Origin of the sequence: Bacteroides sp. 11BF, from assembly GCF_019633765.1 — a bacterium.
Taxonomy (GTDB): domain Bacteria; phylum Bacteroidota; class Bacteroidia; order Bacteroidales; family Bacteroidaceae; genus Bacteroides; species Bacteroides hominis.
Genome location: NZ_JAFKPJ010000002.1, coordinates 164,154 through 177,780 on the forward strand (window position 1 = coordinate 164,154; position 13,627 = coordinate 177,780).

9 protein-coding genes are annotated in these 13,627 nt (G+C 45.5%); all 9 read right to left on the minus strand.

Features of this window, described 5'->3' with window-relative positions:
• Nucleotides 1-6: 6 nt before the first annotated feature.
• Nucleotides 7-1,188, minus strand: coding sequence for a DUF1735 and LamG domain-containing protein (locus JZY04_RS02465; RefSeq protein ID WP_122142536.1), 1,182 nt, complete (start codon nucleotides 1,186-1,188; stop codon nucleotides 7-9).
• A gap of 23 nt (nucleotides 1,189-1,211) precedes the next feature.
• Nucleotides 1,212-2,252, minus strand: a complete 1,041-nt coding sequence (locus JZY04_RS02470) for an endo-beta-N-acetylglucosaminidase family protein (RefSeq protein WP_181996377.1) — start codon at nucleotides 2,250-2,252, stop codon at nucleotides 1,212-1,214.
• A gap of 31 nt (nucleotides 2,253-2,283) precedes the next feature.
• Complete coding sequence (locus JZY04_RS02475; protein WP_122142538.1) at nucleotides 2,284-3,912, minus strand: RagB/SusD family nutrient uptake outer membrane protein; 1,629 nt, start codon at nucleotides 3,910-3,912, stop codon at nucleotides 2,284-2,286.
• Between the two features lie 20 nt (nucleotides 3,913-3,932).
• Nucleotides 3,933-7,202, minus strand: coding sequence for a SusC/RagA family TonB-linked outer membrane protein (locus JZY04_RS02480; RefSeq protein WP_032539533.1), 3,270 nt, complete (start codon nucleotides 7,200-7,202; stop codon nucleotides 3,933-3,935).
• A 180-nt stretch (nucleotides 7,203-7,382) separates the two neighbouring features.
• Nucleotides 7,383-8,372 carry a FecR family protein gene (locus tag JZY04_RS02485; protein WP_044300802.1) on the minus strand — a complete coding sequence of 330 codons (990 nt, stop codon included), beginning with the start codon at nucleotides 8,370-8,372 and terminating at the stop codon, nucleotides 7,383-7,385.
• A gap of 46 nt (nucleotides 8,373-8,418) precedes the next feature.
• Nucleotides 8,419-8,958 carry an RNA polymerase sigma-70 factor gene (locus JZY04_RS02490; protein ID WP_122142539.1) on the minus strand — a complete coding sequence of 180 codons (540 nt, stop codon included), beginning with the start codon at nucleotides 8,956-8,958 and terminating at the stop codon, nucleotides 8,419-8,421.
• A gap of 451 nt (nucleotides 8,959-9,409) precedes the next feature.
• Nucleotides 9,410-10,744 carry an NADP-specific glutamate dehydrogenase gene (locus JZY04_RS02495; RefSeq protein ID WP_005781046.1) on the minus strand — a complete coding sequence of 445 codons (1,335 nt, stop codon included), beginning with the start codon at nucleotides 10,742-10,744 and terminating at the stop codon, nucleotides 9,410-9,412.
• A gap of 165 nt (nucleotides 10,745-10,909) precedes the next feature.
• Complete coding sequence (locus JZY04_RS02500) at nucleotides 10,910-11,086, minus strand: hypothetical protein (protein WP_002562412.1); 177 nt, start codon at nucleotides 11,084-11,086, stop codon at nucleotides 10,910-10,912.
• Complete coding sequence (locus JZY04_RS02505) at nucleotides 11,083-13,371, minus strand: NADP-dependent malic enzyme (RefSeq protein WP_005781044.1); 2,289 nt, start codon at nucleotides 13,369-13,371, stop codon at nucleotides 11,083-11,085. Before JZY04_RS02505 ends, JZY04_RS02500 begins: the two co-directional genes overlap by 4 nt.
• Nucleotides 13,372-13,627 lie beyond the last annotated feature (256 nt).

Consider the following 13,627-nt stretch of genomic DNA (forward strand, 5'->3'; position numbering starts at 1 on the left):
TCTTTTTTATTCTTGATTTACAATTACTAATTCATCTGCCGGAAATTTAACGTTTTCCACATATTCAATACGGGCTTTCGTGGTCACATTCTCCATATCGGCGGGAGCTTTCAGGTCTTTGATCCCCGCCTCTTTGCTTAGTGGCAGATACGAAATGAGATGTGGTGTTTCCGGATCCATCGGGAGGTATAAGTAATCGTTGATTTCCGATTCTGTTAACGCTTTATCCCATAAGCGTATTTCGCGCAGATAGTCGTTCCGGTAACCGGAGTTTCCGACTATGATCATGCTGTTTTCACCAAAGGTGATGGCACTGTTCTCGAAAACCTTCTGGACTTTTCCGTTGACATAGACTGTCGTTTTCTTATCCTTGTGCACATAGGTGATATGCAGCCATTTACCCGCTTGCAGGGGTATTTGAGTCCATGTGTCGTCCCCGTCGCGTCCGTTTTTCACTTGTATACCGGCGGTAGATGAAATACGGGTATAGAATTCTCCTCCTGTTCCATTGCTTAGATAGGCTGTGGTCAGGTTGCTGCGGGTCAGGCTTGAATAGATGGCACTCATTTGAATGGTCCATTCAGCCTTTGTGTGCATTCCGGCAGGTTTTATCCGGATACCTTCTCCACCGCTGACTTTGGCTACTGACGAAAGGATGGAGCGATTCAGGAGCAAGACCGCACTGCGTTGTGAGGGAATCAGCGAATATTTGGAAGCCCCCGTGATACTAAGAGGAATTGCATATTTCTTATTGGCGGGGAAATCCTTGGAATCCAGTTGTCCCACTTTCACCATTATTTTTGCTGAAAAGTCACCGGCGGGTACCCGTATGCCTTCGGAGCCGGATAGGTCGTTTCCCTCTGCATCTGCCAGTTTAAAAGCGGAGGGAGGCAGGGGCTCATACGAGGCTCCGTTGGCTTTGTTGTATTTGTCCAAAGCCTCTTTATCATAACTCACTTGTATGGTCACCGGACTTTGGCTGATATTGGCCAGTCGGGGAGTCAGATAAGTTGTTCCGCCATCGGGCTCTAAAGTAAAGTTGGCGATGCCTTTATTGTCCGGTGTTTCCATATATACTGCGTTTTCCGAGCCTGACCCTTCGCCATCGGCATAGTTACAGGCAGAAAAGAACGGGCAAAGTATGCCGATCGCAATAAACAGATATTTGTAAGATACGTTACATTTCATGTTTCAAACTGTTTTTAGGTTAATTATTTTACGGGAGGATTCATGATAGAGATGGCCTTTCTGATGTTAACATAGGCTTCGTCTTCAAATGCGTCTTCGTTAATATGAAAGACTCCGATTCCTCCCACATTGCCTTGTTTGGAAGCCACATAACCGGCGTATGTGCCCGGAAATCTGCTTCGTGCACCGGGCTTGTTCTGAAAGCTTTCCGTAAATACGAGCTGTTCGGGTTTGATATTCAACCGGTTTTGGATATCATTGGTCCATCTCTCGAAACTGGAAGCCGATCCGCTGTAAGATTGAACGACAAAACGGTCGAAATACTGTGCCGCACGCGGGTCCAGCCAATGGATAGAGCCGTTCAGATGAAACAGCTTGTCCGGTCCCAGCAGCTCGCGCATGGTCTTCATAAACAAGATTTCTTTCTCTTTATTATAATCGCGTGAGCAAGAAGTCAAATTACCGCAATGGTTGCCCGGCTTGAACGGCGATGCGTACGAGGGTTCATAGTCATAGTCGAATCCGTCGTAACCATATTTATTGATTGTATCTACGATGGCTTGCGCATACTCTTTGATGGCTTGTGTGTCGTCGGCGGGCCATTGGTCGCGCCCCCATTTTATCTGGTCACCTATGTCTTCTATAATCCAGCCGATAATGACTTTGGTTCCTTTGGCCTGCACACTCCGCAGCTCTTTGATTTTTTCTTCGCTCAAAGAGTGCCAGTTTCCCCATATCGAAACAACGTCCATACTGTCCGGTAAAAGAGACAGCCGGGGATATTTCCCCGCTCCGTCCGGTTGCCAGGCATTGAACCACCCGAACATAATGGGGTGTTTGGTGCTTTTGTAAGCTCTCAGGTTTTCCAGATATTTTTCGTAGGCAACTTCATTCTCTTTATGTCTTTTATCTTCTTCCGCCCATTTTACGGAGTCCCGTTTGGAATAAAGATCGCCCACGGCTTCGTTTTCCACGTCAAGTTTCTCCGGTGAGGTCCAGTCATCGCATGCGGCAAAGCTTACTAAGAGTGCCGTTCCGATAAATGCAAAAATGGTATTTCTCATATTCATGTTTCTTTAATTTTCAGGTTCATTACTATTTGCTTTTTTTGTCCCACCACACTTTAGCGGCGGCATTGTCTGCTCCTCCTAAATGCTGGTTGATGGCATTGTGCAGGTTTTCGCTGTTTTGTTCATACTCGGTGCGGGGATAGGGCATTCTTCTTACACCTCCCACATCGTATCCGTTTCCGATCAATACCGCGGAGTTCGTTTTGTTTTCGGCAACGACTATTTGGCGGGGATATCCGGTACGTCTCCACTCTGTCCATGCTTCCTGTCCGTTGGGGAAGATGGCGAGATATTTTTGAGTGATGATACGTTCCAGCTTCTCTTCTTCCGTAGCTCCGTTTTCCCAGCGGATAGTGATGCTGCTTGGAGCGTTTGCACTTAACTTACCATTGGCGGTGTCGGTATAGTTGGCCGGTTTACGGGTGTGATCCTTCAGATAGTTCTCGGCTGATGAACTGCTCAGCCCATTTTCGCTGAACGACATACGGATGCCTGCGTTGTAGAAGTCACCGGCACTGCCGCCCATGTCGAATCCAGCCAATGCTCCTTCGGCTTTCAGAAAGCATACCTCGGACGCTTTCATCCAATAGAGGGGATCGTCTTCATGCACGTTGGGGCGTGTGAACCCGTTGTAAGCGTCTCCGGACTTGGCGATTCCGCACCGTACGGCCTTGAAGCCATTGTTGTTGACAAAGTATACGGAAGCACGGGCGTCATTATATCCTGCCAGATAAGAATAGATGGTGGCTCCCATGCGGGTGTCATTGTATTCTTCATTAATCACTTTCAGCGGATTCTTCATTTGCAGGCCGGCCCCTTTACCCATCTGGGCTGCCAGTTCTTTGCTGTCGATCATGCCTGCGGGATGTTTCACGGCTTTCTCCGCATATTCTTTGGCAAGTCCTGCATCGGCAAAGCGGACACGGATGGCCAGGCGAAGCATCAGCGAATTGGCAAAGCGCATCCATTTATTGACATCGCCGTTATAAACAATGTCGAAGGCAGGCAATACTTCTTTGCTCTTATTCGAGTAATCGTCCAAGGTTTGGACAGCCTCTTCCAGCTCTTTCAGAAAAGAGCGGTATACGCTTTCCTGGGAGTCGTATGCCACTTTAAAAGAACCTTTGCCCACTTGTGAGTAGGGAATCGGGCCAAACATATCCGTAGTGCGGTGCAGAGCCGCGATCTTAATGATCTGGGCTAAGGCATAAATCTCGTCATTTCTTGTTCCTTCATCCTGCGAGATGCGTTTTATCTGCATCCATGGCGAATAAACATCCGTCACCATAAAAGAATACACATAGTTCACCCAGTTTTCGTACATGAAGTAGTTGGTGAAGTTCTTGCTGCCGTTAAATTTGTTGTCGCGGGGAGACATGTAGCCCGCCCAGGCATCACCAGCCAGATTTACTCCGATCTGATAGCGGTTTACCGGTTCTGTGCTTTCTGAAGCGGTGCCGACGGGGATTACACTTTTCTCAAGATTAGGCAGGTAGGCCCCGTAAATAACTCCGTCCATCTTTTCGTCTTCTTTCGTCGGGAGCAACGGGTTCCGGTTGATATCTTCGGATATACACGAGGTGCATAGTGTTGAACCTAAAAGGGCTATGGCCGATAGCGTTCTACACATATTCTTTATTTTATTTAATTTCATAGTGTTGCATTTTTTAAAGGTTATAATTCAATCTTTACACTAAATCCCACACTACGCAAACTGGGTGGCATAAAGACATCTCCCCGGTTATAGGTACCTGTCGAAGAGGTCATTTCCGGATCGAATGGAGCTTTATTATAGATCATCCACAAATTGCGTCCGATGGCGGAAACCGTCAGCCGGTTGATCACATTACCGAACCATTTGCCCGGCAGTGTATAGCTCAGGCTGGCTTCTTGAAGGCGGATGTTGGTCGCTTTATACGCGTAATATGCCATCAGTTGTTCGCCACCGATGGTCGTATAATACTTTTCCGCATCATATTGTGTTCCGTTCACCCATACACCACCGTTCTGACGCGCTTTATAAGTGTCTTTCGATACACCGTAGTCGTCGAGGAAGGCTTGGGTGGAAGAGGTTACGATACCTCCGAAGCGTCCGTTGAACAACAGGTCCAGAGTAAGGTTGTTCCAGGTTACATTATGTCTCCAGCCTATTGAAAAATCCGGGTTGACCGATCCTATCTTGATACGTTGTGAGCGGTCTACTTTATATCCTCCTTCTTCTTCGATCAGTTTACCGTCTTTGCCTCTGGCAAGGATACCTTTTACGTATACATCCCCGATTGCGTCCTTCTCCCGCAGATAAACTCCTCCTTTATCCTGCAGGGTCAGTTCGGTGATGCTGAACAGCGAGCCGTCCGCCGGGTTCCTGTAGTCATGCACCATCTTCATGATTTTATTTCGGTTGGCTGTGTAAGTCAGATTGGTGGCATATCCCACTTTTCCGAACCGGTCGTTATAACCCAATGACAGTTCGATACCTTTGTTGCGTACCTTACCTGCCTGTACATAGAAACCCGAATATCCCGAAGCAGGAGACATACTGGAGAGGAAGGTCTGATTATAGGTATCTGTCAGATAAACCGTGGCGTCGATATTGATTTTATTGTTGAAAAGTCTCAGGTTAGTTCCCAATTCGTACGACTTGGTTTGTTCTGCCTTAAAGTTCGGGAAAGGGTAAATCGATATCGGATTGATGACTCCGCCTTTCATGGGATCGGTGACGGTTCCGGGAGTCAATCCGGTATAATTGATCGGTCCTCCTACTTCAGCGAATGAAGCTCTCATCTTCCAGAATGAAATGAATTTAGGCAGACTTACCATTTCGGAGATTACGCCCGACACTCCGACGGAAGGATAGAAATAGGTGGGCTGGTCGGAGTTGACTAACTGGGAAGCCCATTCCTGCCGTCCGGTCAGGGTGAGATAAAGCATACTTTTATAGCCCAATTCAGTACTTACAAACACCGAATTGTTTCGTGTATGGATGTGCGATTGCGAACCGGGTCCGGAAGACGGATCGAAGTTATAGGCAGAGAACAGGTTGGGGACAGTAAACAGTTTCCCTCCGATGCCCATGCCGGTAGTCAGGTGATCTTCATAACTGAATCCGGCGTTTGCTGTCAGATTGAAGTCACCGAGATTTTTGTTCACATTCAGCATGATATCTGCATAGGTCTGCTGATATTCTTCCATACTTTGGTTATATGCTCCTTTGTCCGACTGGGCATGCAGCTTGATTGTCGAAGCATGCAGTTTACGTTCGGATGTGGTGTTGGTGTTATCCACTCGTATACGTCCTGCTATGTTCAGCCAGCTCAGAATGTCGTATTTTACGTTGGCATAAAACATATAACGTTTCTTTTTGGAAACAAACATTTCGCGGTTCACAATCCAGTACGGGTTTTCCAGGTTCAGGCCCTGGTCACCATACGACCATTCCTGTATGGGGAACTTGCGGTTGGTGTCATATCGTTCGTACACTTTGACCGCTTCAAAATCTTCACCCCGCGGAAAGAGATACAGAGGTACCAGCGGATTAAAGTAACGTCCTGCCGACAGCATGTTCTGGTCACCTTGCAGAACATAACTGGCTCCCAGGTCGAGATGGAGTTTGTCATTCAGCATACTCGCAGTGTTGCGCAATGTGAAGTTATAACGATAGTATTCGTTGTTGGGGATGATGCCGGTGGAATTCGTGGTTGCCACCGATACGAACGTTTGATTATTTTTGTTTCCTACTGAAAAATTGGCGGCATTCATGATATTGGCGCCTGTCTTAAAGAAGTCTTTCGGGCGGAACGTTGAGGGCTGTTGCAGCATCTCACCCCAACTCTTGTAGGATCCTTTTGCATTACCGTATTGATTCTGAAATTCCGGCATTACGTAAGGAGTCATAAACTCCGTATTGTTGGAGATTGAGATTTTCAGTTTGCCTTCCTGACCTTTTTTAGTGTTGATCAGGATAACACCGTTGGCTGCCGATGAACCATATAAGGCCGCAGCGGCGGGACCTGTCAGTATCGATAAACTCTCGATGTCTTCCGGGTTGAAATCGGAAATGCCTTCACCTCCTCCCGGAGTACTGTAATCATTATTGATTTCACCTTTTGAGGGGTTGCCGATGGGCATACCGTCCACCACATAGAGCACATTATTGTTTCCTACAATGGACTTGGCCCCGCGCATGACTACGCGGGTTGCTCCGCCGATGCCCGAAGAGCTCCGGTTGATGGACACACCCGCTACTTTTCCGGTTAATCCGTTTACGAAGTTGGCATCTTTCACACTGTTGATAGCATCCGACTTTACCTGCTGAACACTGTAACTCAGCGCTTTCTCTGCACGTTTGATACCCAGTGCGGTGACGACAACCTCGTCCAGCGCTTTGGCGTCTTCGTCCAATACGACTGTCAGTGAAGAAGCATCACCCACTGTAATATATTTGGTGGTATAGCCCACATAGGAGAATTCAATTACATTTCCTTTGGCAGCCAGGATGGAAAACCGGCCGTCAAGACCGGTGACGGTTCCGGTAGGGCTGTCTTTGAAAGAGACATTGACCCCGATCAAAGGATCTCCTTTGTCATCTTTCACTATACCCGACAGCTTCTTGTGTTCAACTTCCACTTTTGATTGCGGAATAATCATGATATATTTGTCTTTGATTTTGTAGGAAAGACCCGTTCCGGACAGGATAGAAGTCAGCGTCTTATCCAGAGATTCAGCATTAATATTCAGGTTAACGCGTTTGGTTTTCTCAAGTTTGGATTCGTTGAAAGCAATCAGATAATCAGATTGTTTCTCAACTTCCCGCAATGCTTCCTGCAACGTGATATTCTTTTTTTTGATCGTTATTTTTACGTTGTTTTGAGCAAAGGCAGCTGTTTGTAGAATAAAACAGCTAAAAATTATAAAAAAAATAGACTTTAATCGATAAAAATTCATAGATTTGAACGAATTTTAGTGTTAAATCATAATATTTATTTCCCAAAAAGTAAAGCATAAGCTTTAACGCTAAGAATTCAGATTTCATATCCGGAATTAGGTGGCCGCCTCTTTCCGGATACTTTTTTACATGCTAAATAGTTGTTTTTAAGGTTAAACAAATAAATATACTAAATCATTTTATTTTTTTGCATCCCGTTTAATGTAACATATATTCCCCTTCAGTTCATGGTTGAATCCTCCCACGACTTCCTGCATGATATTCAGGATATCTTCTAAAGTGGATTTCTCACGGAAACGGAAGTTGAATTTATCATCATTAAATAAATTGGCGTTATACTGGAAGGTGACCGCGTAGCGTCTTTCCAGTTCGTTCAGGATTGCCGACATAGTAACTCCTCTGAATACGTACATCCCTTTTTGCCAGGCCGTAACGTCTTCAATATTTGCTTCGGCAAGCTTGCTTTTTCCCGTGCTCTTATGGTAAGTGACCTGTTGTCCGGGAGTGACAATATAACTCTCTTTTCCATTGTCGCATTCCACTTTTATTTTTCCATGAATCAGGGTTGCAATCATTTCGTTCTCTTCCGGATAAGCGGCGACATTGAACTCGGTTCCCAAGGCTGTCACTGCCATGGTGCCCGATCTGACTATAAAAGGCTGGCCGGTGTTTTTCTTTACTTTGAAGTTGGCCTCACCGATTAAGTAAACCGTGCGGGTTTCACCTTTGAACTTTTCAGGATAAAGGAGGATGCTGCCTGAGTTAGTTTCCACTATACTGCCGTCCGGAAGCCGGAGGGTGCTCAGGCGCCCGTCCGGTGTTATGTTCTCAATTAGGGGAGTCTCGGTGAAGTGCTGTTTGGTCATTTGAAAAGTAACCGAAACAGACACGATCAACAACGCTATGGCAGCCGCGTAATATGCAAAACGGATGCGTGGCTGATGTCTGCCTCCGGAGTTGGCTCCGACTTTGGTATATACTGATGCGAGAGAGTCCCAGGTGGTCTGGTCGACCTTTCCTTCCGTTTCGTTCCATAAGTCGTGCAGGGCCGTTTCCTTTTCCTCGGTATGTTCCTGGTCGAGCAACCATTGATGGATCTCTCCGGTGACTTTTTTGTCGGGATCGGAAGCTGCAAACAAACGGATGATTCTCTGAATATAATTCTTCATTTTTATAGCCTTTATATAGATAAGACAATTAGTTGTGGCTGATTACTCAACCGATGTAGAAAAAAAATAGGGTGAGGAGCACTTTTTTTAAGTCGATTAATGCCAAATAGATGTGACGCTCTACCGTACGAACTGAAATATTCAGTTCATCGGCAATTTCCTGATTGCTTTTTTCTTGTGTGCGGCTCATCCGGAAGATCTTTCTTCTCTGTTCGGGCATATTGGCAATCGTGAGTTTCATCAGAAGTTCGCTTTCCCTGGCATAAAGTTGATCGTGAATGTCGGCTTCGGATATAGACAGATCCTCTTTTGTATATTGCTCCTGATAGGTCTGTTCGATTGATTTATGTTTTAGAAAGTTATAAATATGATTGCGGACCATAGTGTAAATGTAGCTGTTCCAAGTTTCCTGGTTTTCCCAAATCTCAGGATGGGTCCATAATTTTGCGAATATATCTTGGGCAATATCTTCTGCATCTTCTTCTGATTTCAACAATTTCCATGCAAACGCTTTGACTTTTGGGTAAGTCATAATGAAAAACTGCTCAAATTTCTTCTTCTTCTTAGGCTCGTTATTTAAAATCATTTAGTAGAATATAAGGCTGATTGTGATTTTTTCAAAAATAAGGCTTTGGTTTTTAAAATTCCAAAAGTAAATGGTTTAAAACAAACAAGCAAATTTTTAATGAACTAAAAAAAGAGATTACTTTTTCGTTTTATGAAAGATTGGGACGATTGTTTTTATTTTTTTGATGTCAATAAGTTCTTTTATAGCAAACTGTCCGGACTGTCTGTTTAAATAGTCTGTTAATATTATTTTTTTTGTTGCTGAACGATTAATGGAATGCGGAGGTGATGTTGAATAAGGAGATATTTTATTTTGCTGTTCCGGAGCTTGAGTACATTTTTTAGTATCCCATCTTTGTGCTCTTTCTCTTCAAGCACTTGCATTGACAGTTTGAAATGAAAATCCCCGTACTCCTGTTACAGAGATACGGGGACTTCTACTATGACATTATGATTGAATTCTTTGCTGATTATAAGATTCCCTGTGCCATCATTGCTTTGGCAACCTTCATAAATCCGGCCACGTTAGCACCTTTCACATAGTTTACGTATCCGTCCGGTTCTGTACCGTATTGTACGCAAGCTTCATGGATATTCTTCATGATGCTCTTCAGCTTTTCGTCTACCTCTTCAGAGCTCCAGCTCAGTTTGATAGAGTTCTGGGTCATTTCCAATCCTGAAACGGATACACCACCCGCATTGGCTGCTTTACCCGGAGCATACAGGATCTTGGCATCCTGGAACACTTTGATAGCTTCCGGAGTAGAAGGCATGTTGGCACCTTCGGATACTGCCATGACACCGTTGGCAACCAGTTTGCGTGCATCGTCACCGTTAAGTTCGTTCTGAGTGGCCGAAGGCAATGCGATATCGCCTTTCTCACCCCAGGGACGAGCTCCTTCAACGTATTTACATCCGTAAGTTTCGGCATATTCGCGGATGCGTCCGCGGTAGAGGTTCTTCAGCTCCATGATGTAGTCCAGTTTAGCGCGGTCGATACCGTCCGGATCGTAGATGTAACCATCGGAATCGGACATGGTAACCACTTTACCGCCCAGTTCCAACACTTTTTCGGCGGTATACTGAGCCACATTACCCGAACCAGAGATCAGACAAACTTTACCTTTCAGGTCAGTTCCTTTTGTCTTCAGCATTTCCATCAGGAAGTAGATGTTACCATAACCTGTAGCTTCCGGACGGATCAGTGAACCGCCGAACTCGCGACCTTTACCGGTGAATGTTCCGGTGAACTCGTGAGAGAGCTTTTTGTACATACCGAACATGAAACCTACTTCGCGGCCACCCACACCGATGTCACCGGCAGGTACGTCGGTTTCAGGACCGATGTGGCGCCACAGTTCAAGCATGAAGGCCTGAGTGAAACGCATTACTTCGGCATTTGACTTTCCGCGCGGAGAGAAGTCCGAACCACCTTTACCACCACCCATCGGCAGGGTAGTCAGTGAGTTTTTAAAGGTTTGTTCGAAAGCAAGGAATTTAAGAATACCAAGGTTTACAGAAGCATGGAAGCGGATACCTCCTTTGTACGGGCCGATGGCGTTGTTGTGCTGAACACGGTAACCCATGTTGGTCTGCACGTTGCCTTTATCGTCTACCCAAGTCACACGGAACTGGTATACTCTGTCTGGAATGCAAAGACGTTCAATCAGATTGGCTTTGTCGAATTCAGGATGTTGGTTGTATTCTTCTTCAATCGTAGAAAGAACTTCTTCTACTGCCTGATGATACTCCGGTTCGTTGGGGAACCTTCTCTTCAAATCTTCTAATACCTTAGCTGCATTCATAATTCTTTTTTCTTTTAATATGATTGTTTTTAAATTCTATCGTCTCTCTGTTGATGACGTTGCAAAAGTAAACATAAAAATCGAACTAACAAGCATTTTATAAAGAAAAACGGCATAAAACATCAAAATTGATATTTTATGCCGCAAAAAAGGAATAAAAAGATATTATTTATTCTTTTTAAGTGATTTGTAGACGGGAATAAAGACTAATGCTGCCGAAATGATAAGCATAAGTATGGTAGGACCGTCAATACGTTCGGCGTATACCAATACTATGTAACAAAGCGCCACCCAAAGCAGAATGATACAAACTATTTGTGATTTGGATAAAGGACGTTTCATTTATTAGCTTTTTTCTTTTCTACAATAGCGTCGATAACAGCCACGGCGGTGATGTTCACGATGTCGCGTACCGAGCTTTCGATATCTGTAAAATGGATCGGTTTGTTCAGCCCCATTTGGATCGGGCCGATAAATTCGGTATCCGGGTCCATGGCTTGCAACAACTGATATCCTGCATTGGCAGAGCTTAGGTTGGGGAATACCAATGTATTCACATCCTTTCCGTTGAGGCGGGTGAAGGGGTACTTGGAGTCACGGAGTTCGCGGTTCATGGCAAAGTTCACCTGCATTTCACCGTCAATAGCCAGTTCGGGATATTCTTTCTGCATATAAGCTACTGCTTCGTGTACCTTCAGCGGGCTTCCTGCCTGGTCGGAACCGAAGTTAGAATAGCTCAGCATGGAGATCACCGGGGTATGATTGAAGAATCTGACAGTTTGATCGGCCAGCTTGGCTATATCTATCAGAGTGGAAGTATCCGGATGGCGGTTGATCAAAGTGTCAGCCAGGAAGTAAGTTCCCTTTTTGGAATTCAGGATGTGCATGGTTCCGAAATGCTTGTATTCCGGACGGATGCCGATAACTTCTTTTGCTACTTTGATGGTATTGCTGTATTTGGTGTATAATCCGGTGATGAAAGCATCCGCGTCTCCGGTTTCAACCATCATCATACCGAAGTAGTTGCGCTCGAACATCTTGTCGTTGGCCTCTTCATATGTAGCGCCTTCGCGGGCACGTTTCTGAGAGAGGATGTGGGCATAACGTTCGCGTCGTTCTGCCTCACGGTCGTGGCGAAGGTTGATGATTTCGATTCCGTCCAGGCTCAGGTCGAGTTCCTTGGCCAGTTTCTCGATGCGTTCTTCGTTACCTAATATAATAGGGTGGCAGATTCCTTCCGATTTAGCTTCGACAGCGGCTTTCAGCATGTTGGGGTGTCCGCCTTCGGCAAATACCACACGTTGCGGGTTGCGGCGGGCGGTATCGTAGAGCTGGCGGGTCAACTGGGATTCCTGTCCCATCAATTCGCGGAGATGCGTTTTATATTCATCCCAGTTCTCGATATTCTTGCGGGCCACACCACTCTCCATAGCGGCACGGGCCACGGCGATAGATACTTCCGTAATCAGACGCGGATCTACCGGTTTCGGGATAAAGTATTCCGGACCGAAAGTGAAGTTGTTCACATGGTAAGCTTCGTTCACCACATCGGGCACGGGTTGTTTGGCCAGATTGGCAATGGCGTGTACGGCGGCAATCTTCATCTCTTCGTTGATTGCTTTTGCCTGAGTGTCGAGCGCTCCGCGGAAGATATACGGGAAACCGATTACATTATTAATCTGGTTCGGATAGTCCGAACGTCCGGTTGCCATCAACACGTCGGGACGGGCAGCCATGGCGTCTTCATATGAAATCTCGGGTGTGGGGTTTGCCAAAGCGAACACGATGGGCGAGGAGGCCATGCTGCGAACCATATCCTGGGATAATACATTTCCTTTTGACAGGCCGAGGAATACGTCTGCTCCCTTGATTGCTTCGGCCAGTGTATGAATGTCGGTACGGTCGGTTGCGAAATAACGTTTCTGTTCGTTCAAGTCCGTGCGTGCCTTGCTGATAACGCCTTTGCTGTCGAGCATGACGATATTTTCGAGGCGGGCGCCCAATGATACGTAGAGCTTCGTGCACGATACGGCGGAAGCACCTGCGCCATTGACAACGATTTTCACATCTTCTATCTTCTTACCGGCCACTTGCAAGGCGTTTACCAGTCCGGCACTCGAGATGATGGCCGTTCCGTGTTGGTCGTCGTGCATCACAGGGATGTCAAGCTCTTCTTTCAGGCGGCGTTCTATCTCAAAACATTCGGGTGCTTTGATATCTTCCAGGTTGATACCTCCGAAAGTAGGAGCGATGGCTTTTACGGCTTCGATAAATTTATCAGGATCTTTTTCGTTGACTTCGATGTCGAACACATCGATACCTGCATAGATTTTGAAAAGTAAACCTTTACCTTCCATTACCGGTTTACCGCTTAAGGCGCCGATGTCGCCCAATCCCAAAACTGCTGTACCGTTTGAGATTACGGCTACCAGATTACCTTTGGCTGTATATTTATAAGCATCCTGTGGGTTCTTTTCTATTTCGAGGCATGGTTCTGCCACACCGGGAGAGTAAGCGAGAGATAAGTCGGTTTGTGTACTGTAGGGTTTGGTAGGTACTACCTCAATTTTACCGGGTTTGCCTTGTGAGTGATAGAGCAAAGCGGCTTCTTTTGTTATTTTAGCCATGATTATGCGTTTTTATAAAGGTTATCATTTGCCCGCAAATGTAGGAATAAAACTTCGGAATCGTAGTCTATTTGATATAAATTCTATTAAATTAATAACAAAAAGGCACAAAAAGATGAAAATGTATCCAGCTTTTTCTCTTCTTTCTGCATATTTATTACAAACGAGATGATGATTCTGAATAATTGTACTTATACCCATATTCTTTTCTATAATGAACGTTTGTGTGTGCAGAAAATAAATATCCTTATAATAG

Coding starts and splice junctions, on each gene's coding strand:
- JZY04_RS02465 (WP_122142536.1), bottom strand. CDS start 1,188: ATGAAATGTAACGTATCTTACAAATATCTGTTTATTGCGATCGGCATA.
- JZY04_RS02470 (WP_181996377.1), bottom strand. CDS start 2,252: ATGAGAAATACCATTTTTGCATTTATCGGAACGGCACTCTTAGTAAGC.
- JZY04_RS02475 (WP_122142538.1), bottom strand. CDS start 3,912: ATGAAATTAAATAAAATAAAGAATATGTGTAGAACGCTATCGGCCATA.
- JZY04_RS02480 (WP_032539533.1), bottom strand. CDS start 7,202: ATGAATTTTTATCGATTAAAGTCTATTTTTTTTATAATTTTTAGCTGT.
- JZY04_RS02485 (WP_044300802.1), bottom strand. CDS start 8,372: ATGAAGAATTATATTCAGAGAATCATCCGTTTGTTTGCAGCTTCCGAT.
- JZY04_RS02490 (WP_122142539.1), bottom strand. CDS start 8,958: ATGATTTTAAATAACGAGCCTAAGAAGAAGAAGAAATTTGAGCAGTTT.
- JZY04_RS02495 (WP_005781046.1), bottom strand. CDS start 10,744: ATGAATGCAGCTAAGGTATTAGAAGATTTGAAGAGAAGGTTCCCCAAC.
- JZY04_RS02500 (WP_002562412.1), bottom strand. CDS start 11,086: ATGAAACGTCCTTTATCCAAATCACAAATAGTTTGTATCATTCTGCTT.
- JZY04_RS02505 (WP_005781044.1), bottom strand. CDS start 13,371: ATGGCTAAAATAACAAAAGAAGCCGCTTTGCTCTATCACTCACAAGGC.